At 35.8% G+C, this 26,145-nt stretch carries 26 protein-coding genes; 16 read left to right on the top strand and 10 right to left on the bottom strand.

Annotated elements, in window-relative coordinates:
* Positions 1-45 precede the first annotated feature (45 nt).
* From NDQ75_RS08285 to NDQ75_RS08255, 7 genes are all read left to right on the top strand, one after another.
* Positions 46-1,095, top strand: a complete 1,050-nt coding sequence (locus NDQ75_RS08285) for a nuclease-related domain-containing protein (RefSeq protein ID WP_202027007.1) — start codon at positions 46-48, stop codon at positions 1,093-1,095.
* Positions 1,096-1,220: 125 nt separating this feature from the next.
* Complete coding sequence (locus NDQ75_RS08280; protein ID WP_202027006.1) at positions 1,221-3,137, top strand: BatA domain-containing protein; 1,917 nt, start codon at positions 1,221-1,223, stop codon at positions 3,135-3,137.
* Entirely contained in the window at positions 3,134-4,390 is a 1,257-nt protein-coding gene (locus tag NDQ75_RS08275) for a dihydroorotase (protein WP_202027005.1), read from the top strand. The genes NDQ75_RS08280 and NDQ75_RS08275 overlap by 4 nt, the downstream gene beginning before the upstream one ends.
* The gene (locus NDQ75_RS08270) at positions 4,390-4,719 is read left to right on the top strand and encodes a hypothetical protein (RefSeq protein ID WP_202027004.1); all 330 of its coding nucleotides are present in this window, start codon (positions 4,390-4,392) and stop codon (positions 4,717-4,719) included. Before NDQ75_RS08275 ends, NDQ75_RS08270 begins: the two co-directional genes overlap by 1 nt.
* Positions 4,720-4,851: 132 nt before the next feature.
* Positions 4,852-5,511 carry an alpha/beta hydrolase gene (locus NDQ75_RS08265; protein WP_202027003.1) on the top strand — a complete coding sequence of 220 codons (660 nt, stop codon included), beginning with the start codon at positions 4,852-4,854 and terminating at the stop codon, positions 5,509-5,511.
* 369 nt (positions 5,512-5,880) lie between these two features.
* Positions 5,881-7,041, top strand: coding sequence for a glycoside hydrolase family 130 protein (locus NDQ75_RS08260; protein ID WP_242513606.1), 1,161 nt, complete (start codon positions 5,881-5,883; stop codon positions 7,039-7,041).
* Positions 7,042-7,268: 227 nt separating this feature from the next.
* Positions 7,269-8,324, top strand: coding sequence for a VWA domain-containing protein (locus NDQ75_RS08255; protein ID WP_202027002.1), 1,056 nt, complete (start codon positions 7,269-7,271; stop codon positions 8,322-8,324).
* A gap of 54 nt (positions 8,325-8,378) precedes the next feature.
* On the opposite strand, the gene NDQ75_RS08250 is transcribed toward NDQ75_RS08255, so the two are convergent.
* Positions 8,379-9,884 carry a DEAD/DEAH box helicase gene (locus tag NDQ75_RS08250; protein WP_202027001.1) on the bottom strand — a complete coding sequence of 502 codons (1,506 nt, stop codon included), beginning with the start codon at positions 9,882-9,884 and terminating at the stop codon, positions 8,379-8,381.
* A gap of 292 nt (positions 9,885-10,176) precedes the next feature.
* Here NDQ75_RS08250 and NDQ75_RS08245 point away from each other — a divergent pair, with 292 nt between their 5' ends.
* From NDQ75_RS08245 to NDQ75_RS08230, 4 genes are all read left to right on the top strand, one after another.
* Positions 10,177-10,605, top strand: a complete 429-nt coding sequence (locus tag NDQ75_RS08245) for an FKBP-type peptidyl-prolyl cis-trans isomerase (RefSeq protein ID WP_202027000.1) — start codon at positions 10,177-10,179, stop codon at positions 10,603-10,605.
* A 219-nt stretch (positions 10,606-10,824) separates the two neighbouring features.
* A complete protein-coding gene (locus NDQ75_RS08240) occupies positions 10,825-11,688 on the top strand; it encodes a sigma-70 family RNA polymerase sigma factor (protein ID WP_202026999.1) in 864 nt (287 codons plus the stop codon).
* A 117-nt stretch (positions 11,689-11,805) separates the two neighbouring features.
* Positions 11,806-14,067 carry a transglycosylase domain-containing protein gene (locus NDQ75_RS08235; RefSeq protein WP_202026998.1) on the top strand — a complete coding sequence of 754 codons (2,262 nt, stop codon included), beginning with the start codon at positions 11,806-11,808 and terminating at the stop codon, positions 14,065-14,067.
* A 72-nt stretch (positions 14,068-14,139) separates the two neighbouring features.
* Positions 14,140-15,444 carry a mechanosensitive ion channel family protein gene (locus NDQ75_RS08230; protein WP_202026997.1) on the top strand — a complete coding sequence of 435 codons (1,305 nt, stop codon included), beginning with the start codon at positions 14,140-14,142 and terminating at the stop codon, positions 15,442-15,444.
* Here the strand turns inward: NDQ75_RS08230 and NDQ75_RS08225 are convergent.
* Together NDQ75_RS08225 and NDQ75_RS08220 are read right to left on the bottom strand one after the other, a co-directional pair.
* Complete coding sequence (locus tag NDQ75_RS08225; RefSeq protein ID WP_202026996.1) at positions 15,431-16,330, bottom strand: DUF72 domain-containing protein; 900 nt, start codon at positions 16,328-16,330, stop codon at positions 15,431-15,433. The two genes, NDQ75_RS08230 and NDQ75_RS08225, sit on opposite strands and share 14 nt — an antisense overlap.
* A 6-nt stretch (positions 16,331-16,336) precedes the next feature.
* On the bottom strand, positions 16,337-17,689 hold the full coding sequence (locus NDQ75_RS08220) for an NAD-dependent succinate-semialdehyde dehydrogenase (protein ID WP_202026995.1): 1,353 nt from the start codon (positions 17,687-17,689) through the stop codon (positions 16,337-16,339).
* 144 nt (positions 17,690-17,833) lie between these two features.
* On the opposite strand from NDQ75_RS08220, the gene NDQ75_RS08215 reads away from it, so the two are divergent.
* Positions 17,834-18,241 (top strand): glyoxalase, encoded by a 408-nt coding sequence (locus tag NDQ75_RS08215; protein ID WP_202026994.1) that lies wholly within the window; start codon positions 17,834-17,836, stop codon positions 18,239-18,241.
* Positions 18,242-18,390: 149 nt separating this feature from the next.
* Positions 18,391-18,999 (top strand): GNAT family N-acetyltransferase, encoded by a 609-nt coding sequence (locus NDQ75_RS08210; protein WP_202026993.1) that lies wholly within the window; start codon positions 18,391-18,393, stop codon positions 18,997-18,999.
* A 15-nt stretch (positions 19,000-19,014) separates the two neighbouring features.
* On the opposite strand, the gene NDQ75_RS08205 is transcribed toward NDQ75_RS08210, so the two are convergent.
* The 3 genes from NDQ75_RS08205 to NDQ75_RS08195 all read right to left on the bottom strand — a co-directional run bounded on the left by NDQ75_RS08205 (position 19,015) and on the right by NDQ75_RS08195 (position 20,513).
* Complete coding sequence (locus tag NDQ75_RS08205; protein WP_202026992.1) at positions 19,015-19,446, bottom strand: hypothetical protein; 432 nt, start codon at positions 19,444-19,446, stop codon at positions 19,015-19,017.
* A 90-nt stretch (positions 19,447-19,536) separates the two neighbouring features.
* On the bottom strand, positions 19,537-19,788 hold the full coding sequence (locus NDQ75_RS08200) for a hypothetical protein (RefSeq protein ID WP_202026991.1): 252 nt from the start codon (positions 19,786-19,788) through the stop codon (positions 19,537-19,539).
* A 47-nt stretch (positions 19,789-19,835) separates the two neighbouring features.
* Positions 19,836-20,513 carry a DUF2461 domain-containing protein gene (locus NDQ75_RS08195; protein ID WP_202026990.1) on the bottom strand — a complete coding sequence of 226 codons (678 nt, stop codon included), beginning with the start codon at positions 20,511-20,513 and terminating at the stop codon, positions 19,836-19,838.
* A 95-nt stretch (positions 20,514-20,608) separates the two neighbouring features.
* Here NDQ75_RS08195 and epsC point away from each other — a divergent pair, with 95 nt between their 5' ends.
* The 3 genes from epsC to NDQ75_RS08180 all read left to right on the top strand — a co-directional run bounded on the left by epsC (position 20,609) and on the right by NDQ75_RS08180 (position 23,196).
* Positions 20,609-21,397 carry a serine O-acetyltransferase EpsC gene (gene epsC / locus NDQ75_RS08190; RefSeq protein WP_202026989.1) on the top strand — a complete coding sequence of 263 codons (789 nt, stop codon included), beginning with the start codon at positions 20,609-20,611 and terminating at the stop codon, positions 21,395-21,397.
* Positions 21,390-22,277 carry a cysteine synthase CysM gene (gene cysM / locus NDQ75_RS08185; protein WP_202026988.1) on the top strand — a complete coding sequence of 296 codons (888 nt, stop codon included), beginning with the start codon at positions 21,390-21,392 and terminating at the stop codon, positions 22,275-22,277. The genes epsC and cysM overlap by 8 nt, the downstream gene beginning before the upstream one ends.
* 76 nt (positions 22,278-22,353) lie before the next feature.
* A complete protein-coding gene (locus NDQ75_RS08180; protein ID WP_202026987.1) occupies positions 22,354-23,196 on the top strand; it encodes a sulfite exporter TauE/SafE family protein in 843 nt (280 codons plus the stop codon).
* A gap of 108 nt (positions 23,197-23,304) precedes the next feature.
* Here the strand turns inward: NDQ75_RS08180 and corA are convergent, their stop codons facing one another.
* The 4 genes from corA to NDQ75_RS08160 form a co-directional block, all read right to left on the bottom strand.
* A complete protein-coding gene (gene corA / locus NDQ75_RS08175) occupies positions 23,305-24,396 on the bottom strand; it encodes a magnesium/cobalt transporter CorA (protein ID WP_202026986.1) in 1,092 nt (363 codons plus the stop codon).
* A 79-nt stretch (positions 24,397-24,475) separates the two neighbouring features.
* Positions 24,476-25,078: a bifunctional phosphoribosyl-AMP cyclohydrolase/phosphoribosyl-ATP diphosphatase HisIE gene (gene hisIE / locus NDQ75_RS08170; protein ID WP_202026985.1), complete on the bottom strand. Its 603-nt coding sequence runs from the start codon at positions 25,076-25,078 to the stop codon at positions 24,476-24,478.
* Between the two features lie 89 nt (positions 25,079-25,167).
* Positions 25,168-25,929 (bottom strand): imidazole glycerol phosphate synthase subunit HisF, encoded by a 762-nt coding sequence (hisF, locus tag NDQ75_RS08165; protein ID WP_202026984.1) that lies wholly within the window; start codon positions 25,927-25,929, stop codon positions 25,168-25,170.
* Positions 25,930-26,139 (bottom strand): alkylphosphonate utilization protein, encoded by a 210-nt coding sequence (locus tag NDQ75_RS08160; RefSeq protein WP_202026983.1) that lies wholly within the window; start codon positions 26,137-26,139, stop codon positions 25,930-25,932.
* Positions 26,140-26,145 lie beyond the last annotated feature (6 nt).

The raw sequence follows: 26,145 nt of genomic DNA, 5'->3' as shown, positions 1-26,145 counted from the left end.
GTTTGGGAAAACAGTACTGTTAGTTATAATTTGAAAGTTTGATAAATGGCTAGAGTTTATGGAAAAATAGAATCACTGAAATCCTTGAAATGCGAATTAGAGGATAGGGGAATTTTTATATTTAGTTCTATAAGGGATATTAAAACTTTTTTATCTAATTATAATACTGAAAAGCTAGCAATTCTTAATGAAGCATCGAAAGATTTAGAAAGAGAATATTTTGATACACTCAGAAATATCGAAAAAAACATTAAAATAAAAAATGAAACAATCAATTTTGAAAAAGAAAAATTATATCATTCACTTTCTGTTTTAAAAACGAAAATCAATCTAATTAAGAGTTATAAAGGAAAAAACCTTCTTAAAAAAATAGTCTTGGAGTTTAATCTCTATTTTATTAAAAACCAATACATGGGTTTGGTAAAAAATAGAGCTAGATTGATAAACTCTTCAGTAAAAAAAATATCCGTAACTATTGAGAATGATAGACTTTTCATAAAGAAATATAAAATTGAAAAGCAGAACTTAATAGAACAAAAAACAAAACCTAAAACAGAAAAATTAGAATATATCCGGAACGTTTTAGAAAACTCAAAGAATCTAATTTCTGGAGCAATAGGAGAAAACTTAGTTGTCAAAGAAATTAAAAAACTTTCAGACGATTTTGTTTTAATTAATGATTTTAAGTTGAATTTTCCTCGACCGATTTTTTACAAAAAATACAATCAAAGGATTTACTCTATACAAATTGACCATCTTTTGATTTCAAAAGCAGGAATTTTTATTATTGAAACAAAGAATTGGAGTAAATCATCAGTTAATTCATTGAGTTTAAGGTCTCCAATAGAACAAATTGAAAGAGCAAATTTTGCTCTTTATGTATATCTCTCTGAAAACATAACTTTATATGATCACCATTGGGGGGAGCAACAAATTCCCATACGAAATCTTATTGTTATGATAAACAATAAGCCAAAAGGCAAGTTTAAATACGTAAAAATAAAGCTTCTAAAAGAAATGAATGACTATATTCAATATTTTGAACCTGTTCTAACAAAATATCAAATGGATAGAATAGTAAAAGAATTAATTTAATTAAAATATGACCTCAAAATTGCTCTCAAAAATCAACTCCCACTCTTCAAACGATTCCCCTTCCAAATTTTGCAAAACAACGATGGTTTGCTGTATATTTGATAAAGTATCTTTAAAACTTAGGAATGCTGTTTAAACATCCGGAAATTCTGTGGGCGCTTTTTCTATTCATAATTCCTATTCTTATCCATTTATTTCAACTCCGAAGGTTTCAAAAAGAAGCTTTTACCAATGTTGCTTTTTTGAAAAAAGTGAACTTGCAAACCCGAAAAAGTGCCAAACTGAAAAAATGGTTGGTACTTATCACGCGTTTGCTGGCAATTACGGCGCTGGTTTTGGCTTTCGTCCAGCCTTATTTTTCTAACAGAGATGTTGTCACCACTTCCGAAGAAAAAGTTATTTATTTGGATAATTCATTCAGCATGCAATTGAAAGGACCAAAAGGAGAATTGTTGCCGAGTGCTGTTACCCAATTGATTGAAAACATCCCCGAAAAAGAAACCTTTTCACTATTTACGAATACGGAAACGTTTAAAGATGTTACCATCAACGATATTAAAAACGAGTTGTTAGCGCTCCCTTATTCGGCTTCACAACTCTCTTTGGATGAAATTACGCTAAAAGGCAAACAGTTTTTCAATACTGAAAATTCGATTAAAAATTTATTGATTATTTCGGATTTCCAACAAAGGGAGTCCTTACAAGATTCTCTAAATGATATAAAATTAAATTGGGTGCAGTTAAAACCTTCTGTTACCGATAACATTTCCGTAGACAGCATTTATATTGTTGAAAAAGATTTAGACAATTATCAATGCGGCGTAATGTTGTCCAGTAATTTCAACACTGAAAATACCGGTATTTCGTTGTATAACGGAAAGCAATTAATTGCCAAAACTGCTGCTAATTTTAAAGATGGAAAAGCAATAGCGAATTTTACCATTCCAGCAGAAAATAAAGAAATTCAAGGCACCGTAACCATTGAAGACAATGCACTTCAATACGATAATAAACTTTATTTTACCATAAATAAACAGGCTAAAATACGCGTTCTGGCCATCAACGAGGCAGATGATACTTTTCTTAAACGTATTTTTACGGAAGATGAATTCGAGTATAGTTCGGTAAATGTTTCCAATTTGGATTTTAACATAATTCCGCAGCAAAACCTTATTATCCTTAACGAATTAAAAGTTTTGTCGAGCACGTTAGGCACTGCGTTAACGTCTGCCATGCAAAACGGGATGAAAATGGTTGTAATCCCTTCTGAAAAATCAAGTTTACCCACTTACAATAATTTTTTTAGCAGCATAGGCAGCTTACAACTTAAGGAGAATATTCAAAAAGATAACCAGATTACCACTATTGCTTTCGACCATCCCTTGTTCAAAAATGTTTTTGAAGAGCGGGTAACCAACTTTCAATACCCAAAAACCACATTGCGTTATTCGATTTCAGGAAATTTCGGAAGTCCAATTTCCTTTTCGGATGGAAGCCCTTTTTTAGCTGAAAACAACGGTTTGTATGTTTTTACCTCACCTTTAAATACCAATATCACCAATTTTCAAAATGCACCGCTCATCGTGCCTACGTTTTATAATATTGGTAAAGAAAGCCTTTCTATTCCTACCTTAAATTTCACTATTGAAAACGACAACATTTTCGATGTGCCTGCAACGTTAAACTCAGATGAAATACTCACAATTTCCAATTCAGAAAATTCATTTATACCCCTACAGCAAACTTTTAACAACCGAGTTAGAATAACCGCTAAGAATCAACCCAACAATGCGGGCGTTTATACCGTTGCCAAGGAAAATGATTCTTTATTGAAAGTTGCTTTTAATCACTCAAGGAAAGAAAGTGAGCTCGCTTATCTTAATATTTCCCAACTCGAAACGGAAAATACCACATTTTCCATTGAAGAAACTTTTAAAAATATAAAAAGTGAAAACAATGTCGATGAGCTTTGGAAATGGTTTGTTATTTTTGCATTGATACTGTTGTGCATCGAACTGCTCATTCTAAAATATTTTAAATGAATATCCTTGTAAAGTCTGCTAAAATAATAGCTCCCAGTAGCGAATATCATCAAAAAACAAAAGACATCCTTATTGAAAATGGAGTGATTTCCAAAATTGAAGACTCTATCTCCGAGGAAAAGGATTACACGGTAGTAACTTTTGAAAACCTACACGTTTCCGAAGGATGGTTTGACAGCAGTGTTTCTTTTGGTGAGCCTGGATTTGAAGAAAGGGAAACCATAGAAAACGGACTTAAAACAGCGGGATTGAGTGGTTTTACAGCGGTAGCAGTTAATCCAAATGCTAATCCTGTTGCGGATACAAATGCAGATATTGGCTTTTTAAAAGCAAAAGCATCGGGCAAAGCCACTAGTTTATTTCCCATTGGGGCGCTTACCGTAAAAAGTGAAAGCGTAGATCTTGCTGAACTTTATGACATGAAAAATGCCGGCGCGGTTGCATTTGGCGACTATCAGCACCCGATAAGTAATCCTAATCTGTTGAAAATAGCCCTGCAATACGCTCAAAATTTTGATGGTTTGGTGATTTCCTTTCCGCAGGAAAACAAAATTGCCGGAAAAGGAATTGTAAATGAAGAAGCAAATGCCACAAAGTTAGGGTTAAAAGGGATTCCCGCTTTGGCGGAAGAACTTCAAATTGCTAGGGATTTGTTTATTTTGGAATATACGGGTGGAAAATTACACATTCCTACTGTTTCTACTGAAAAGTCGGTAGCCTTGATAAAAGAGGCAAAAGCAAAAGGATTAGATGTAAGTTGTAGTGTAGCTATTCACAACTTGCTATTGACAGACGACAAATTGGAAGAATTTGACACTAACTATAAATTACTGCCTCCGCTTCGTACACAAAAAGACGTAGATGTTTTGTTGAAAGGACTGGAAGAAGGCATCATCGATTTTGTGACTTCAGACCATAATCCTATTGATGTGGAGCAGAAAAAAGTAGAGTTCGACCATGCCATGTACGGAAGTATCGGACTGGAAAGTGCTTTTGGAGCTCTTAACAAACTTGTACCACTGGAAAATACCATAAAATGTTTAACGGCAGGAAAAGCTAGATTTAACCTTCCTTCCGAAGGAATTAAAATAGGCGCTGAAGCAAACTTGAGTTTGTTTAATCCTTCGAAAGAATATAGTTTTACTCAAGAAAATATTATTTCCACTTCCAAAAACAGTGCTTTTTTGGGCGAGAAATTAAAAGGAATGGCTTACGGAATTATCGCCAATAACAAAATACTCATTAAAGAATAATGGAAATTAAACCAGAACGCGAAGGAAAAACAAATGCTATTATAGCGTATTTCACCTTTTTTGGTACGCTAATAGCTTACATTTTAAATATGGATAAACAAAATCCATTTGCCAGTTTTCATATTCGCCAAGCATTAGGTTTAAACTTACTTTTTGTCGTCCTTGGCTATGTTATGGGGTATTTTGACACTTGGTTTATTACCCTTCCTTTCTATATATTTATTTCCATTTTGTGGATTTATGGTTTTATAACCATGTTACAAGAAAAATACACTGAAGTACCATTAGTTGGAAAGTTTTTTCAACGATGGTTTACTTTTATCAAGTAAACTACCTCGGTGCGGGCCTGCCTTTGCCGTTCAGGCAGGCACATGAGGATTTTATAGAAACAAGTTTTTAATTTCGAGGCAAGCCTCGGGGTGTTATACCCTTTGGCGGCGCCAATAAATAACGAATACGATTTGCAGACAAAAACATTATCACTACATCATATAATAAGGGAACCCAAAAAACAAACGGAAAACCCTCCGGCATTATTCCTATTTCATGGCTATGGAAGTAACGAAGAAGATTTATTTTCCTTTGCTGAAGAGTTGCCTGATGAATTATTTATAATCTCCGTTCGAGCACCCTATAATTTAATGCCATACGGACATGCTTGGTACGCCATTCATTTTAATGCTGAAGACGGTAAATGGAGTGATGACAAGCAAGCCATTGAGTCGAGGGAAGCTATCGCCACTTTTATTGATGAAGCGGTAGAAACGTATCAACTTAACAAAAACAACGTTACGCTTCTTGGTTTTAGCCAAGGTTCTATTTTAAGCTACGCCGTTGCACTTTCCTATCCTGAAAAAGTAAACAATGTAATTGCGCTTAGCGGTTATATTAATACTGCCATAATAAAAGACGGTTACCAAAATAGGGATTTATCGAATCTGAAATTTTATTGTTCGCACGGCTCTGTAGACCAAGTAATTCCAGTTGATTGGGCTCGCAAAACCCCTCCTTTTCTAGAATCCTTAAAAGTGGAACATGTCTATGAAGAGTTTCCTGTTGGCCACGGAGTTGCACCGCAAAACTTTTATGCCTTCCACAAATGGCTATCAGAAAGGATTTGATTTTAGGTTTTAGGAATGTAAATTGTTAATTGAACATAGAGCTTTACTAAATTTAAGTTTTATATAAATTTTGTAAACAGACATGATTGAAATTTATGCCTAGAATTGAATTACTAACACAAATTTATGCTGATAAAGGAATAGTTTTCGACCTTTCCAGAAGTATTGACTTACACAAAATATCGACTGAACATACGAACGAAATTGATTATGTTTGATTATAAAAACCGTTTGGCAACGATGTATTCGCTATTATTTTTTTCGAGGTTTTAGGAGCCAATATTTGGACGGAAGACATAACGTAACGGTTCAATATCACAAAGAAAACGGTAGTTAAATACAAGTAACTAAATATTTCAAAACTAAAACATGGAAAGACTACGATATGTAATGGTTGCAATTCTACTATTAACCATTAATAATAGGATAATTGCACAGAATGATAAATATTTCGAAGGAATTACTAAATTAAACAATACGAACCCAGTTATATGGCCATTGGAGAATACTAAATTCTTTTGCCCCATACAGAAACAAGAAATATTATGGGAACAAAAAGACGTTTTTAATCCAGCAGCAATTGTTAAGGACAATAAGATTTATCTACTGTACAGAGCAGAAGATACTGTAGGTGTTCATGCTGGAACTTCTCGCTTAGGACTAGCATGGAGCTACGATGGTATAAATTTTGAAAGAAAGGAAGAACCTGTTTTTTACCCAGACAATGATGAATTTAAGAGGTTTGAATGGGAAGGTGGTTGTGAAGACCCGCGTATAGTAAAGTCTAACAATGGAGTTTATATTATGTGCTATACTGCTTTTGACGGCAATGTTGCTCGTTTATGCATAGCGACTTCAAAAGATTTGATGAGCTGGCAAAAGCACGGCCCGGCATTTGGAAAAGCAGAAAGCGGAGAATTCGGTGATTTATGGTCTAAGGCCGGTGCTATTGTTACAAAAGAGATTGACGGAGAACTTGTTGCAACTAAAATAAATGGAAAATATTGGATGTATTGGGGCGAATCGGATATATATCTGGCGACCTCTGAAAACCTTATAGATTGGGAGCCAGTAACTAACACCCAGATAGTTGAAAAAAGGCTACGACACATTTCAAAAGGGAAGTACGATGTAAGTATACCAAAATCCCAAACAGTTTTAACCACCGCATTAACACCTAGACTTCATAATTTTGACAGCAAGCTTGTTGAGCCAGGTCCTCCGGCAATTATAACAGACGAGGGTATTTTGTTGATATACAACGGAGCAAATAATGCAAAAACTGGAGATCCAAAATACCCAGAGAATGCATATAGTGGTGGCTATGCCCTATTTGACAAGAATGACCCAACATGTTTAATTAAAAGATGTAAAGAACCTTTCTTTTATGCTGAAAAGTCTTCGGAACAAAAAGGACAAATGTCAAATGTTACTTTTTTGGAAGGATTGGTAAAATTTAAAGACAAATGGTTTCTTTATTACGGAATGGCAGATTCAAATATTGGGGTAGCATCGTTTGATGAATTATAGATGTGTAATAAAATATTGGGAGTAAATAAATTATCCAAAACTAGATTCTCACACCAAAACACTGTTTTATCAACTATTTACAATTAAAATATTAAAGCGTATCAACTTAAATACGTATTCCAGAATTAGTAGCTAAATCTTTATAAAAAGTTAAACATTTGGCAGTGTAACATAATTTTAATCTTTTTGATACGTTTTAATAGCAACATCAAAAACGCAAATTTTATATGAAAATAATCAAATCAATATTCAGTATCTTGGCAATTACCTCACTGCTTATAGCTTGTGGGTCATCAGATGATGATTTTAATAGTGATGGAGGGATTCCAGATTGCCTTGGGTTTGAAAAGGCTACTTTAAAATTGACTATTCAAGATGAATTTACCACTTTGCCCGGTAAAGTTTCAGTATTTTTTAAAGTAAATGATACAGAAGGAAATGCAGTGCCTAATCTTCAGGCGAGTAACTTCAACATTTTTGAACAAGGAAGTAACGATAATTGCCCGCGAAGTATTTCAGCTTCCGAAGCCTTCAGCAGAATTTCACCAAACGAACAGATTTTCAACACCAATACCATTCTGGTTTTAGACCTTAGTAACAGTGTTTTAAGTTCTAGCTTGGAAGAATTGAAAGTAGCTTCCATAAGTTTTATAGACGAAGTAATGCCTACTGCGGCAAGCGAACAGTTTAAAATGGCAATTTATTGGTTTGACGGCGAAGAAATGCTGCACGAATTAAATCCGCTCACAACAGACAAAGATTCTTTAAAAATGGCCGTGGAAGGAATTACGGAAGACATTAGTACTGATGCCTCTACCAACCTTTATGGTGCCGTGGTACAATCCACCAAAATTGCAGATGATATTTTAAAGGAAAACGAAGAAAAGGATATTTTAGCGGCTTCTTCCGTTGTTATTTTTACCGACGGTACCGACCAAGCTGCTCGTGTAAGTGAAAGTACCGCCATTAGTACAGTGGAAAACGCGGATGAAAATATTTCTTTCTTCACTATTGGTTTAGGAAATGAAATTGATGCCGAGGTATTGGAGAGAATTGGAAAAACAGGAACGGCTGTTGCCAGCAACAAAGATGAGTTGGTGGACACTTTTGAAGACATTTCTGAAAACGTAGCTGGACAAGCAAAAAGTTATTACTTATTCGAATATTGCAGTCCGAAAAGAAGCGGTGTAAACGATTTAATTATACAAGCGGTACAAGGAGAAAAGCAAGGTTCCGTAAAAACTTCATTTGATGCTACTGGCTTTACAGGTGGTTGCAAATAATTAAATACTAAACAATACAAATAAAAAAGAGCCGAAATCGGCTCTTTTTTTTATTTATGATTGATATTCTTTTACAATGTTCATTCTGAGTTTCCTAAAATAATCTTCCGCCAACCAATCTCTATAATTTTTAGTGCTTTTACTAATACAATACGAATAGCGTTTAATACGGCTATCGATATCTTCTTTAAGTTCCATGGCAAGCATACGTGCCTCGTAGGCATCTTCACTATTTTCCACACACATTTCCGTGTGTTGCTTTAAAGACTTTTCCAAAATAATTTTAGAGCGCAGTCCTTTTTTAATCACATCATCGTAAAGTGTTTCAATATCAAAGGACACATCATCCGTCTTATCAAACTTTTTACGTAATTGAGCTGGCATTTCATACACAAAATTGCTCTCAATCTCTTCATCATCTTTAATATTCTCCAAGTAAAAGTCAGGATATTTAAAGATATGTTGCCAATCTACAGGCTCGCTCCAAAGACCAAAACGGGCAACATTATTCCCCAAATCAATGACGGTAAATTTACTTTTGTTTTCCAACACTCGTGAACCACGACCAATCATCTGGAAATAAAGCGTGAGGGAACGCGTAGCACGGTTAAGAATAATGGTTTCTACGGAAGGTTCATCAAAACCGGTGGTTAGAATACTCACAGAACTTAAAATAGCATCCGGTGTATTTTTAAACCATTTCAAGATTTCTTTACGCTCTTTATTGCTATGCGTGTTATCTAAATGGCGAACCGGGTAACCCGCCTCCCTAAACATTTCGTAAACATACCAGGAAGTATTGATACCATTATTAAAGATAAGCGTTTTCTTTCCCTTGGACTTCTCTTCGTAAGCAAACAAAAGCTTCTCTTGCATCTCCAAATTAGAATACAACGCTTCGGAAGATTTTACGGTATAATCGCCATTGATACCAATTTTTAATGCACCCAATCCAACATCATAAGAATAGGTTTCGGCTTTCGCCAGAAATCCTTTTTCAATAAGCGTTTTTATAGCTTCCCCGATTATAAGTTCGTTGTAATTATCCTTCATAGGGAGTTTTATATTCGAACTCAACGGCGTTGCCGTTACACCCAGGATAAAACTGTTTTTAAAGTAAGAGAGTAACTTTCTAAAGGAATTGTAGTGCGCCTCATCAATAATAACCAGACCAACATCATCTATTTCTAGTTTATTATCATTCAGTCGGTTTTTAAGTGTTTCCACCATGGCCACAAAACACATGTACTCCTTTTGGTCGGGAAGCTCTTTAACCTTACTATTTATAACCTTGTTCTTTACATTAAAACCACGAAGCATTTTAGAAGTTTGCTTACTCAGCTCAATTCGGTGGGTTAAAACGACCACCTTTTTATTGTACTGCTGAATATACCGACGTACGATTTCAGAAAAAATAACCGTTTTACCCCCTCCTGTAGGCAGTTGGTAGAGTAAATGATAATTAGGAGGCTGGTTATGAATACGGTCAAAAATTTGGTCTATGGCCCCTTTTTGGTAATCGTACAGCTCCTTTTTTTCTTCTTCGTCAATCACAAACATGCTTCTTCTTTAGCTAAATGGTTAAACGTGCAAATTTAGCTAGTTTTATGGTTAGAATGAAATTTTATAGGGTGTTAAACACAAGATTAACAAATGAGGCTTCCCTTTTCATTCTTTCTTAGCAATATATTTAATACATATTGAGAAGTTAAATGTCTATGAAAACCTTTGCGTAAGGGCTTTTAGGAATACTTAACATTAATGCTATGGTCTTTCCATTAATTTACTGTAGTTTCGCACTTTAAGTAAAATTAATCGTTTGTAAAGTAGCAAACGCAATTAAAATTTTTGTATGAGTCAAGTAAAGGAAAACGACACAGTTAAAGTTCATTACACAGGAAAATTAGAAGACGGACAAGTATTTGATAGCTCTTTGGAAAGAGAGCCATTGGAATTTACTCTTGGCCAAGGTCAATTAATTCCTGGATTTGAAAACGGAATTTTAAATATGTCGGTGAACGAAAAAAAGACTATTAATATTCCATCTTCTGAAGCTTATGGAGACGTAAGGGAAGAGTTATTTCAAGAAATTCCAAAAAGCGAATTACCAGAAAATATTGAACCTCAAAAAGGAATGGGACTAGTTTCCCGCACTCCTGAAGGAAGAGAAATTCAATTGGTTGTAGCCGATGTAAAAAATGAATCAATTGTGGTAGATGCCAATCATCCATTGGCTGGAAAAGACTTAACATTTGATATTGAAGTGTTGGAAATAAAGTAATTCCAAGCTGAATATAACATCAAGAATGCCTGAGAAATCTTATTATTTACTCGGGCATTTTTTTATAAATAAATCTTAATTAAATTTCAATTTGGGTTGTTTTTCTTAATTATTTCCTAAATAATCATGTAAAACACAATTAAAAGGCCACTTTACTTGCTTTTGTGATAAAAATTGGTTATTAATGCGAGGTTACAATTAAATTATAGAAAAAAATATATGAGACAACTAAAAATTATAAAGCAGGTAACCAACCGAGAATCCAAGTCTTTAGATAAGTATTTACAAGACATCAGTAAAATCGATATGATTACCGCCGATGAGGAGGTGGAGCTGGCACAACGGATACGGGAAGGTGACCAAATTGCTTTGGAAAAATTAACGAAAGCTAATTTGCGCTTTGTAGTTTCAGTTGCCAAACAGTATCAAAATCAAGGACTTAAATTACCCGATTTAATTAATGAAGGAAATTTAGGTTTGGTAAAAGCTGCCAAAAGATTTGATGAAACCCGTGGTTTTAAATTCATATCCTATGCCGTTTGGTGGATTCGTCAATCTATTCTACAAGCGTTGGCGGAACAATCCCGAATTGTACGGTTGCCTCTCAACAAAATCGGTTCTATAAACAAAATAAATAAAGCCTATTCCTTCTTAGAGCAAGAACACGAGCGTGCTCCTTCTGCTGAAGAAATTGCGAAAGAATTGGACATGACCGTGAAAGACGTAAAGCAATCTATGCGAAACTCCGGAAGACATCTTTCCATGGATGCTCCTTTGAAAGAGGGTGAAACTTCTAATTTATATGACGTTGTACGTTCTGGGGAATCCCCAAATCCTGATAAAGACTTGTTGCACGATTCTTTGAATATTGAAATAAACAGAGCGTTGGAAACTTTAACCAATAGAGAGGCAGATGTAATTCGTCTCAACTATGGAATTGGGGACCAACAACCTATGACTTTAGAAGAAATAGGCGATGTTTTTGATTTGACAAGAGAGCGTGTGCGACAGATCCGCGAAAAAGGAATTAGAAGATTGCGCCATAACTCCCGAAGCAAGATTTTGAAAATGTATCTTGGGTAAGCAAGCTTTATAAAACTCAATCCTGCTATTTAGCAGGATTTTTTTTGCCTAAACCATAACGAACTTTAATACTTATTTAACCCTATCCAAATCAAATATTTTGTTTGTTTGTATGCTATGATAACAACCTTCTTAAAAAAATATAAAAGACACATTTTAATACTGTTGGGAAGCCTTTTTGGGCTTTTTATTATTTTTATTGCCAGCGTTTATCTCGGTGCATGGGGACCAATTCCTTCCGAAGAAGAACTTGAAAATTTAGATTTGGACCAAGCTACTGAAATTCTTGCCGATGACGGCCGATTGCTTGGTAAACTTTACATAAACGATAGACAACCGATTCCGTTTGACAGTATTCCCGAAAATTTAATACATGCTTTAATTGCTACGGAAGATGCCCGTTTTTACGAGCATAATGGCGTAGATAATAGAAGTCTGTTAAGAGTATTTTTTAAAACCATATTACTGCAAGACGAATCTTCTGGCGGTGGTAGTACTATTTCCCAGCAACTAGCAAAAAATTTATATCCGAGAAAGAATTTAGGTTCGCTCGGAATTGTGGTGCACAAATTACGGGAGTCCATTATTGCGAAAAGACTGGAAGATGTTTACAGCAAAGAAGAGATTCTTCTGAATTACCTAAACACCGTTCCTTTCAGCGATAATACTTACGGAATCGAAAGTGCTGCTAAACACTTTTTTAATAAATCTACCGCGCAACTTTCCACTACCGAGGCAGCTACTTTAATCGGTTCTCTAAAGGCAACGTATTACTACAATCCGAAATTGTTCCCTGAACGCAGTTTGCAACGAAGAAACGTCGTTTTAAGTCAGATGAAAAATTATGAATATTTAGATGAAAAAGCTTACGATAGTTTGGTAAAGGATTCTTTAGAACTCGATATTCAACAGTACAGTTATAACGACGGTTTAGCTCCCTATTTCAGGGAACATGTACGCCTTTATTTAAAGGAATGGCTGCGCAAATACAACGAAAAGAAAGACACATCCATAAATATTTATACTGACGGACTAAAAATACATACCACCATAAATTACGATATGCAGCAATTGGCAGAAGAAGCTGTAAAAGAACATATCAGTAAGCTTCAAAAGGAATTTGAAGCAAGTTACGGTGAATCGGCTCCTTGGCTTACCAATAAAGCATTGCTGGAAGATGAGCTGTCAAAGACTTTAGCATATAAAACATTAGCCAACAAAGGCCTTCCCAAAGAACAAATTTGGGATTCCCTTCAGAAGAAAAAACCCATGGAAGTATTTTCTTGGGAAGAAAAAAGAAAGGACACGTTGAGCACCATCGACAGTTTACAGCATTATTTAAAATTCTTAAATACAGGTTTTGTGGCTATAAACCCACAAGATGGCGCGCTAAAAACTTGGGTTGGCGGGATTAATTATGAGTATTTTAAATACGACCACGTAATACAAAGTAAACGCCAAGTGGGCTCCACTTTTAAACCGTTTGTATATACCACAGCTATTGAAAATGGCATCGATCCTTGTTCCTATTTTTCCATTGCACCTGTGGAATACGAAAATTTAAAAGGATGGACGCCTAAAAATGCTTCCAATGATGAAGATGACGACCAAGATTATATGAATTACTCCATGGAATATGCTTTAAGTAATTCCATCAACACCATTGCGGTTAAGGTTTTAGAAAAAGCAGGTATTCAAAATACCATACTTCAAGCACAAAAAATGGGTATCTCCTCTACCCTGCCAGAAGTTCCTTCATTGGCTTTAGGAACTGCGGAAGTTAGCCTTATGGAAATGGCAAAAGCTTACACAAGTTATGTAAATAACAGCGTACCTTCTACTCCATATTTCATTACTAAGATTGAAGACAATCATGGAAATGAACTATGGAAAAAAGAAGAAAAAAAAGAAAATAAGGAACAAGCCTTTTCTGATACGACACGAGAAACCATGTTGGAAATCATGAAAGCAACCGTTAATTCGGGTACTGCAACCCGATTGCGATCCACCTATGGTTTAAGTAATGATATTGCCGGGAAAACAGGAACTACACAGAATAACAAAGATGCTTGGTTTGTAGGCATTACTCCGCAATTGGTAAGCGTTACTTGGGTAGGGCTGGATAACCATCAAATAGGTTTTAAAACTACCGCTATGGGACAAGGTGCCAACGCTGCATTGCCAATATTTGGCAAATGGTATCAAAAACTTACTAAAGAAAAACAGTTTAATCCCATTACAAGAGCTAAATTCGAAAAGCCTTCAGAAGAAGTTTTAGAAAGTTTGGACTGCAATCCAGAAAAAAAAGACGGATTCTTTAAAAGGTTATTTTCAAATCCTGATAAAAAGAAAAGCAAGAAATTCAAAACTGAAGACTAACATTACTTTTGGGACTTTTATACGATAATCCTGCATTTCTACTAACTTTGCAAAAGAATACGGAATAAACTTATGGAAGAAAAAAGCGAGTTTTTATCAAGAATAAGTTGTTATGTACACGATTGGCTAATAAGTAATGATTACGCCACGGGAACAGCACAAAAAATTAATCTATTGATTAATTTTTTGGTATTAACTACTATAGTTTTACTGGTCGATTTTATTCTGAGAAGCGTTGTAATCAAGTTTTTTTATGCCTTTACCAATAAGAGTCAGACTACTTTTGATGATTATTTGGTTAAGAGTAACTTCCCAAAGTACGTAGCCCGTATATTTCCCGTTATTCTTATAAAACATCTTATTCCATACGTTTTTACCGATTTTCATGAATTGGAATTATTTTTTCTTAAGGTAATCGACATCTACATCATCCTTTTGGTAGTTTATATTTTAAGGAGTATTGTAAGAAGTGTAAAAAACTATTTGCGAACAACCGATAGGTTTTACGACAAACCTCTGGACAGTTACGCCCAAGTGGTTATTATTTTTATATGGTTCTTCGGATTAATATTTGCTTTTTCTGAATTAACCGGACTTTCTATCCTTAAGTTTCTTACCACTTTAGGTGCTGCTTCCGCCATTTTATTATTGATTTTTAAAGATACCATTCTCGGTTTTGTAGCGAGTATTCAGACTTCGGCCAACGATATGGTTCGTATTGGAGATTGGATAACCATGGAAAAGTACGGTGCCGACGGTGATGTTATTGAAATTAACTTGGCAACCGTAAAGGTTAGAAATTTTGATTACACCATTACCACTATTCCCACCTACGCATTGATTTCCGACTCGTTTAAGAACTGGCGAGGAATGCAGGAAAGCGGCGGAAGAAGGGTGAAACGTTGTATTTACATTAAAGCTTCCAGTGTGAAGTTTTTAACGGAAGAAGATTTAGCAAAATACCAAACCATTCAAGCGGTTCAGCAGTATATCGATCATAGACAAAAAGACATTAAAAAGCACAACCAAGAACACGGGTTTGATAAGAGTTTAAACATTGTAAACGGCCGAAACCAAACAAATTTGGGAATTTTCAGAAAATACTGCGATCTGTATCTGCAAAATCATCCCGCTACGAACAAGGATATGCTTATGATGACACGACACCTTGCTCCTACTTCAGAAGGTATCCCTATTGAAATCTATGTATTTTCAAGCGACAAACGATGGGAGAATTACGAACGCATCATGGCAGATATCTTTGAACACATTATCGCAGCCGTACCACATTTTGATTTGGAAATATTTGAAAGCCCTTCAGGATCGGACCTAAAAGAATTGATAATCCATAATAGGACGAACCCTAAAAAAGCGTAGGGTCGTTCTTCCCATTTTGGGTTTTCGGGACGGTAAGGCTCGTTCCCAGTTCTTTATTTAATTCTTTAATGAAATAAGCTGAAAGCAAAGGCGATTCCTTTTCCAAGTTTTGATGCACAAAAAAATGAATGTTACTCAATCCTTGGTCTTTCCAACTTTTAAGTCGTTGTACCCAGCTTTCCAGTCGGGCATAATCGCTTGGATGATTGGCGCCCACATACCGTATAAAAGCTTCGTTATTGGTAAGTCGCATATGCATTAAATCCCTTCTTCCAGCAGTATCTACCAAAACATTGGCAATATTGTTTTCTTCTAATAAATGATAAAGTTCCTGAGCTACTTTTTCATCATTAAACCAATCGGTGTGTCTAAATTCCACGGCCAGCTTTAATTCTTTTGGCCAGTTTTCAATAAACGACACTACCCTATCGAAATTTTTGGGAGCAAAATTATTGTGCATTTGCAAGAATATAGTTCCCAATTTTTCTTTGAAATGAACTACCCCATCCAGATATTCCGGCACATATTTGTCGGAATCGATAAGCCGTTTCATGTGGCTTACCATTTGGTTTACCTTCGGAAAAAACTTAAAATCCGCTGGCACTTTTTCATACCACTTCTCAAACTGTTCCACAGGAAAGTTTCGGTAGAAAGTAGAATTCATTTCAATGGAATTAAACTGCGTAGCGTAATATTGAAGCTCATCTTTTGTTCCGCGTGGATAAAACCCCTTTAAATCCTGCTTATTCCATTTGGCACAGCCAACATATACATTAAATGGATTGTTATCATTTTTATACTTATTCAAAACCACGGCAGTTTCAGGGTGGTCTTCAGGAATGCTGAAATCGATATTCTCCGGATTATCTACTTTACCAAACTTCATTTTAAACTATTTTATGTACACCGTTTTTATATTAGTGAATTCCTTAATCCCAAAGCTACTCAATTCCCTGCCAAAACCGGAAGATTTTACCCCTCCAAAAGGCAATCGGGGATCGGATTTTACCATCTCATTCACAAAAACGGCTCCTTCATTAAATCTAGGTGCAACTTTTTTAGCCATTTCAATATCTTCCGTAAAGAGCGAAACCCCCAATCCGAATTTAGAATTATTGGATATTTCGATCGCTTCATCTAAATCTTTAAAGGTTTGTACGGCAATTACAGGTCCGAAGGTTTCTTCCTTAAAGACGGGCATTTCTTCCGATATGTTAGTAATAACAGTTGGTTCAAAATACGCTTTATCACGCTTTCCGCCCACCAAAATTTTAGCACCCATTTTTACCGATTCGTTCACTTGCTTTTCCAAGTCCTTTGCCAATTTCTCACTGGCCAAAACTCCAATATACGTATCAGAAACCAATGGATCCCCGCTTTTTAGCTGCTTCACTTTGTCAATATATTTTTCTAAATATTCTTCGGCAATGCCTTCCTGAAGCAACAATCTTTTGGCGGCAATACAACTCTGACCCGTATTTTGATACCGTGCATTTACCCCTACTTCAACTGCCTTTTCCAAATCTGCATCATCCAAAACAATAAAAGCATTGTTTCCACCAAGCTCCAATACGGCCTTTTTAATTTTCTTCGCGGCCAAACCGGCCACCGAACTCCCAGCAGGCTCACTTCCTGTTAAGGTAACCGCTTTTATAATTTCGTTTTCTATAATGGCTTCTACCTTATCGCTGCCAATCACCAAATTTTGAAATAATCCTTTTGGAAATCCAGCTTCTTCAAATACTTTTTGAATATTATTGGCGCTTTGCATAACAGAAGAAGCATGTTTTAACACAGCGGCATTCCCCGCCATTAATCCAGGGGCTGCAAACCGAAAGACTTGCCAAAAAGGAAAATTCCACGGCATTACTGCCAACAAAACACCCAAGGGCTCATAACTTACAAAGCTTTCTTCAGCGTCTGTTTTTATTTCTTCGGAAGCTAAAAAATTGGCGGCGTTTTTAGCATAAAACTTGCAAACCCAAGCACACTTTTCTATTTCTGAAATAGACTGACCAATGGGCTTTCCCATTTCCTCGGAAATCACCTTTCCGTATTCTTTTTTACGTTTTTCAAGCACATCGGCTGCATTCATCATCAACTTTGCCCGTTCCTGGAAAGTGGTTTGTTTCCAATCTTTAAAAACTTCATTTGAATGTGCTATTTTTTCTGAAACTTCTTCCGCAGTTAAAGGTTGGAAGCTATATATTTTTTCTCCTGTATAAGGATTTGTGGAATGTATCATAGAAAAATTTTTAATCAATTTACTATTTTAAAGAAGCGAATCTTCTTAAAGGAATGTTATTGTTTATAACATCGTTGAAAAGTATGCAAACTACCTCATTTTAAGCGCTAAATAAATTTATACCTTTAAGAAAACTTCACTATTATGGACACCAGAACATCGGATTTACTTAGTGTACGTCCCGAAATTCCATCAGCAATAGTTTATGATTCCATGAGCAAAGACGAGCGTTTTCAAAACGTTACGTTGCGCCCGGTGATTAAGCTGCAAAATGATTTATTAATTGAAGCTTTTAAAAATTATGCCAACAAACACAAAGGGGTTTTCTTTACTTTTTCCCTAGAAAAACGTTTCCATTACATCGAGAATGCCATTCAGAAAGACATCAAGTTTAGAAATTCTTTAAAAGGAATGATTATCGGTCAGTTTAGTGTTGAAGAGTACTTAACGTACATTGAAAATTCATCCGCGCTGAACAAAAGAATGATGAATATTGTTGTTGAAAGGCTCAAAGACCAAATTCAACTTTTGGAAAGCGAGGTATTTGTTTAGTTAGACGACTGCAGTTTCTTTAAAAGGCTTTACCGCCTAGAAATTGGTTTTTAACAGCAACTGACCATTCAGTATTTAAATTTTACATCTAATTGGTGTAAGAGTTGCATTGTTGTCTCTTTTTTTGTGTATGCTTCAAAACAAATCGCATGTTAAATTTTGACTTTAACGAAGACTATATTTTAGAAGATGATTTTGTAAAATTAAGTCCTCTAAAAATTGAACACGTTGAAAATTTAATAGAAATAGCGAATGAAACGGACATTTGGAAATACTCCTTTTTAAAAGGAAACGGGATTGAAAATCTTACTAGATATATCCGTGCTACCATTGAAAATAGAGAAGCAAAAAAAGATTATCCTTTCATCGTTTTTGACAAGGTCAAAAATAAGTTTGCAGGTAGCACAAGATACTGTGAGATAGTTCCTCCTTTAAAAGCTATACGATTAGGATATACATGGTATGGTAAGGAATTTCGAGGAACTGGACTTAACAAACATTGCAAATACCTACTTTTTGAATTTGCCTTTGAGAAAATGGGAGCTGAAAGAATTGGACTTGCAGCCTATGCAGAAAACAAAATAAGCATTGCGGCAATGCAAAGTGTTGGATGTAAAAAAGAAGGTGTTTTACGCGGAATCTTTCCGGCAACTAATGGAAATGGACGATCAGACGCAGTAATGTTGAGTATTTTGAAATATGATTGGGAACGAAATGTAAAATTAGAGCTGAAAAGAAAGCTTAATAAGAAGCCTTAGCATTCTTTATATCTGCTATTGTTCTTTTATCAATTCATATCTATATAATCCGAATTTAGATCTGTAAGCTGAAATAATTAATTCATTTCCGCTTTTTGAATATTCATATTCTCCAGCTAAAATTAAATTCCAGTCAAAATGAGCTAACCAAATATTAGAATCAGAGAAAATGATTTTAGAATTATTCATTTCATAAGTACCATTTCCACCAGCTGGATAAAAATCATTTTTATTTCCGTTTCCGCTACTATGATAATTATTGTTGCTGCTAAATTTTACAGTAACAGGATTTGAAAATTTGTCTCCGTTTAAATATTCAACCGTAAAAATTCCGTTGTAATTTCCGCTCAAACTTAGACTTTCAATATTATCATCATCATTACTACAAGAATTAAAAGCCAAAGATAATATTGCTAGTAGCAGCATTTTATAAATTCTTTTTTGCATGATTCAGATTTATTTAAAGATGATGTTTTATTAAAAAGGTTGCGGAATATTGTATTCAAATTTGATTAACTTAATCACTGCCAACGCTTATTAATCCTTAATTAAGGATTGTAAGGGTTGACTTGGTGAAAAAAATGATACAGAAGAACTGGGATTCGATTGCTGTATAATTTTCACAATAAATAAAATACCTACTTCGTGTACAACAACACCTGCTTGCTCGGCAGCATTGACCTCTCCGGGTAAAGCAACATCCACTCTGGGAGTTTCAGGAAGCTCTTTGTTGAAAACAATATCGGCTCGTTGGTTAGCAATATACACTTCAGCTACAACATTAACCACTTATTGCTTAGCAAGGCCCACTTTGCCTAAAGCATAAACTGTTAAAATTAGACCAAAGGCACTCCGTTTAAGTCGGTGGTAAGCACTTCGCTCATATAATCAAAAAATGGGCGAACAGTTTTAAATGAGTCGTTTACCTTTTCTAAAAAACCAGGTGAAGTCGCTTCCTTATCCGAAAACTTTTTCGTTACGATGAATTGCTTTTTCCGAATCAAATCAATAGCAGGATGTTCTTTATCAAACCCGCGAGGCGCTGTTTTTACTTCCTCCCCTTCCAAGTCACCGAACGCTGCTTTAAAATTCTTTTCGTTTAAAATCTCCCTAACTTCAGAAGCATCAATCTCAAATTCTTGTCGTATTCTCTTTAAATCCTCTTTTTCGGGAGCCCAAAACCCACAAGCGAGAAAGGTGTTACCGGGTTCAATATGCAGATAATAACCGCCTCGTAATCTTGGTTTCAGTCTTGTAAAAGCACCAGAAAAATGCTCTTTATACGGTTGTTTATTGGCCGAAAAACGTACATCCCTATAAATTCTGAACATCTTTACGCTTTCTATTTCATCGTGTGTTCTAAGTGCCGAGAGCAACTCATTATAAAAAAGCTTCACTTCTTTTTCTTCCTTTTTAAACTCCTTTTTATGGTCGGCAAACCAATCGCGGTTGTTGTTCTTTTTAAGCGACTTTAAAAAAACATAGGCAGAAGGTGAAATGTGAGTAATGGACATACGACTTAAAAGTTTTGTTATAGATTTATAAAGTTATAGAAATTGAAGGCACATAAGAACTAATTATTCTTAATTTTGATACAAAAGAAAACGTAATGGGAAATTCTATTGTTGAGAGCATTATAAAACACAAGCAACAGCCCAATTTAAAATTCAGGTTAAAAGAAACGGCAGAAAAGTTTACTGATTTACTTTTCTACACCCTTTTTGATGCTGAAACCCCAGTGGCAGAAAACATGAAACAGCTGGAAACTACTTTTGAAGAATTGGTAGAACTAGCATGCTGGGATGTAGAAAAACCTTGCGTAAAAGTGTGGGAAAATTACACTGCCAAGTTACCACATATTTTAGAGCTGTTAAACTTGGATGCACTGGCTTTTGTAGAAGATGATCCCGCAGCCCTCTCTCAGGAAGAGGTATATTTATGCTATCCCGGATTCTATGCCATCGCGATTTATAGATTGGCGCATGAGCTTTACCAAGTTGGTTTTCCTTTGGTTCCAAGGCTTATGACAGAATATGCGCACCGACTTACGGGGGTTGATATTAACCCAGGCGCAAAGATTGGCAAATCTTTCTTTATAGATCATGCCACGGGTATTGTTATTGGTGAAACCGCCGTTATAAAAGATCAGGTAAGAATATATCAAGGAGTTACTTTGGGCGCACTTTATGTGGCTAAAACCCTTAAAAATACCAAGAGGCACCCAACCATAGAAAATAACGTAACCATTTATGCCAATGCTACCATCTTGGGTGGGGATACCATTATTGGCGAAAACAGTATTATTGGTGGAAATGTTTGGTTAACAAAGTCCATTCCCGCAAACTCGGTGGTGTCTCACACCCCAGATATTAAAATAAAGACTACTACTCATGAATAGTACATCTATACTAGACCAAATTGGAAATACCCCTTTAGTTACCTCCAAAGTTTTACTGAACAAACCAAACGTAACCTTACTCTTTAAATTGGAAGGAAATAATCCTGGAGGAAGCGTTAAGGATCGTCCAGCATATAATATGATCAAGAGCGCTTTGGAGAGAGGCGATATTTCTGAAAAAACAAAACTAATTGAGGCTACCAGTGGTAATACAGGAATAGCTTTAGCAATGATTGCCGGTTTATTTCATTTGGATTTGGAATTGGTAATGCCAGAAAATTCCACTAAAGAACGTATACAAACCATGCGTGCCTACGGTGCAAAACTTACCCTTACCCCGGCTGATGTTGGTATTGAAGGCGCAAGGGATTATGCAGAAAATAAAGTGAAAAATGAAGGGTATGTAATGCTGAACCAATTTGGAAATGATGATAATTGGAAAGCGCATTACAAAACAACCGGACCCGAAATTTGGCGTGATACCGATGGAAAAATCACTCATTTTGTATCCTCTATGGGCACCACGGGAACTATCATGGGGACTTCAACATTTTTAAAGGAAAAGAACCATAAAATACAGATTGTTGGCGTTCAACCCACAGACGAATCTAGAATACCAGGGATTAGAAAATGGCCAGAAGAATACCTGCCTAAAATTTTCGATCCGAAAAAAGTAGATCAAGTTATTGAAGTAAGTGAAACCGAAGCGCGAGCAATGGCTAAAGAACTTGCCAAAAAAGAAGGCGTGTTCTCTGGTATGAGCAGTGGTGGTGCGGTGTCAGCTGCTTTGAAGTTAGCAGAAACCATCGATAAAGGTGTTATCGTAGTGATTATTTGTGATCGAGGTGATCGTTATCTTTCCTCTGATTTATTTGATTAGCACTACCCTATTTACCGAATAGATTTTCTTACAAAAGAAATATTCTAAATTTGTAATATTACCGAATATTTCAACTATGGATACGGCCGTTATCATTACCATTATTTTAATCCTCATTAGTATCACTATAAGCATGTTTGGCTCTGTAGTTGGTTTTGGCGGGGGTATTTTTATGGTTCCCATTCTTATTACCATCTTTAATTTTCCATTGGCAACAGCCGTGGGATCGGTCATGCTCTCTTTAATTCCCTCCTCGCTCATTTCTACCTATTTAAACCGAAGGGAGGGCTTTGTGGATTTTAGAATGGGAATATTACTGGAAATACCCACTATTTTGGGTGTAGTTGTTGGGAGTTTATTGCTTTCTTATATTTCCGCAGAACGCTTGGAGGTTTTGTTTGCGGTGCTTGTTTTGTTTTTGGGTGTTTCTTTTTTTCTGAAGAGAGGCAAAAAAGGCAAACGGAGGCGCAAAAGAGGATTTTTCTATACCCTGAATACTTATCCACCAAGATACATCATAAAGAATTTCAAAAATCATGTAGCTTACCGGTTTAGCCTTTGGATGGTTATGTTTTTTGGGTTGCTGGCGGGTACCCTTGCCGGACTTTTTGGAATTGGTGGTGGTTTCCTAAAAACCCCTATCATGCTGAAAGTATTTAAAATGCCTGCAAAAATAGCGACAGCCACAGCTTTGTTCATGATTGTAATTACCAGCACTACGGGTTCTTTTACCCATTATATGCTCGGACACATAGATTTATCTAAAGCTTGGCCCATCATCTTAGGATTTGCAATTGGAGCCGTAATCGGACAGCAATTAAACCTGAAAATGAAAAACGACACATTGGAAAAACTTATCGGCATGGGGTTGGTACTAGCCGCATTAATTATGATGTCTAATTTTATTATTAAAGGGTAATTTGAGTAGTGGGAACTGACTGTTCACTTTGCACTATTCACTTTTAACCATTAACTATTCACAATCCACTTTTCATTTTTCACTTTTAACTTTTAACTTTTTCACTCTCTAAAGCCACTTCTTCCGTTTAAAAAATATAAGCATCCCGACCAGAATTACGAACATAATACCCAAAACGATAAAATAGGCATAGCGGTTGTCGAGTTCCGGCATATATTGAAAGTTCATTCCGTAAATACCGGCAATAAAAGTAAGCGGAATGAAAATACTTGCCATGATGGTAAGAACCTTCATCACTTCGTTCATTTTATTACTTACGTTACTCATGTACATTTCCATGAGACTCATACTCATCTCCCGCAACATCTCCAAAGTTTCGTGTATTTGAATACTGTGGTCGTGAATATCACTTAAAAATAACTTGGTTTCTGGTTGAAATAATCGGTGATCTGTTTTAACCAGTCGATTGGTAATTTCCCGTACTGGAACAATGCTTTTTCTTATAGACATCACTTGTTTTCGCAAAGCCTGTATTCTATTAGCAATCTCCGGCTCTGGATCGTTATAAACCTGCTCTTCCAACAATTCTATTTGATTCGCCAAATCCTCCAATATCACGAAATATTGATCCACAATAGCATCTGTCAAAGCAAAGAAAAGATAATCAGCTCCTCGGGTTCGTATTCGGCCGTATTTATTTGCCAACCTTTCCCTAACCCCTGTAAAAACATCGTCCTCTACTTCTTGGAAAAGCAATACTGCATGTTCGGTAAGAATTAAAGCAACGTGTTCGGTAACTAGTTTTAAAGAATCATCTAGATAAAGCATTTTCAGCACGCAGAAAATGTAATCGTCGTATTCATCAATCTTCGGTCGCTGATTGGTGTTAACCAAATCTTCAAGAACAAGCGGATTTATTTGGTAGTACTTTCCTAGTTTTTCAATTTCAGCCTCATTGCTCAGCCCTTGCACGTTTATCCAAGAAACCGTATCGGTATCCCTAAATTTCAAAGCATCTTCTACCTTTTCAAGTACTCCGGCTTGGTAAAAATCATCAGCATAATCGGTAACAGCAACTTTATTAACACCGTCTTGCCGCAAACCCATATACGTAACCGTACCGGGAGCTTTCCCTATTTTCTTCAGTGATTTAAATGGCTTCGGAATTACTTTCTTTAAGTTTAGCTTGGCTTTCTTCATGAATACAAAACGTTATTCTTTAAAAATAATAAACTTATACCAGTTCCTATTTGAGATTTATTGAAAAAAGAAAATGATATTAATGCCTTTCTTCAAGTACTTTTACAATATCTTTCAAAGTGTAACCTTTGGCTTGTAGCAAAATTAGGTAGTGAAAAAGCAGGTCGGCGCTTTCATTTAAAAACAAATCAGCATTGTCATCTTTTGCTTCAATAACCGTTTCAACAGCCTCCTCACCTACTTTTTGTGCTATTTTATTTATCCCGCTTCGAAACAATGAGGCTACATAGCTTTTCTCATCTTCCGCATTTTCTTTTCTGCTTTTAATTATGGTTTCCAATTCGCTTAAAAAGCCAAATTTGGCTTCATTTTCTTCCGCCCAACAGGTATCATCACCTTTGTGACACGTGGACCCCACCGGATTAACATACACCAATAGGGTGTCGTTATCACAATCTAATTTTATTTCCTTTAGTGCTAAAAAGTTTCCACTTTCTTCCCCTTTTGTCCAAAGTCGTTGCTTTGTTCTGCTGAAAAAAGTAACCTTTTTGGTTTCAATGGTTTTTTGGTAGGCTTCTTCATTCATATATCCCAACATCAAGACACTTTTCGTCTTTTCATCTTGAATGACCGCCGGGACAAGCCCATCATTGTTTTTATTGAAATCTATATTTAATTGCATTATTTGTTTTTTTGATAGTTATGGAATGGTGGATATGAATCTGGCTTTATGCGGACGAACACATAGGTTCGTCCCAACTAGGTCCGCATTTACGAGGGAATACGAACAGCTATACCATTATCTCTTAATTCCTTTTTTAAATCGTTGATTTCTATTTCTTTAAAATGAAAAACACTAGCTGCCAAAGCTGCATCTGCCTTTCCATCTTTAAATGTATCCGTAAAATGATTGATCTTACCTGCACCGCCAGATGCTATTATGGGAATATTCAATTCTGTAGACAATCGAGCCAAAGCTTCGTTTGCAAAACCATCTTTAGTACCGTCATTATCCATGGAGGTGAATAGAATTTCTCCTGCTCCACGCTGTTCAACTTCCTTAGCCCAATCGAATAAATCCAGTTCTGTTGGCACTTTACCGCCTACCAAATGCACTTTCCATTGCCCGTTTATCTGTTTGGCATCAATCGCTACAACCACACACTGACTCCCAAACTTTGCTGATAAATCATTAATTAGTTGCGGATTTTTAACTGCGGAAGAATTAATCGACACTTTATCTGCTCCCGATTTCAACAAAAGATCTACATCCTCAACGGAAGAAATTCCACCACCAACAGTAAAAGGTATATTCACCTGTTCTGCAACACGCAACACCAAATCTATCAATGTTTTTCTACGTTCTTCGGTAGCAGAAATATCTAAGAACACTAATTCATCCGCACCGTTTTCAGCATAAATCTTTGCCAACTCCACTGGGTCACCGGCATCCCTTAAATCAACAAAATTGACTCCCTTAACCGTTCGGCCGTTTTTAATATCTAAACAAGGAATAATTCTCTTTGTAAGCATCTAACTTTTCTTTAAAAATTGGGTTTTTAAAACGATAGTACTCTTGCCAACCCTACATTCTACTTCTTCAGGACTACCCGTTAAACGGATATTCTTGATAACATTTCCTCGTTTTAGGGTCTTAGACATCCCCTTAACCTTTAAATCTTTGGTTAAATGAACAGAATCTCCATCATTTAGAACATTCCCATTACTGTCTTTTACTTCCATAATTTC

This window comes from Galbibacter mesophilus, from assembly GCF_023721415.1.
Lineage (GTDB): Bacteria > Bacteroidota > Bacteroidia > Flavobacteriales > Flavobacteriaceae > Galbibacter > Galbibacter mesophilus.
This window is presented reverse-complemented; position numbering and strand designations above follow the sequence as displayed.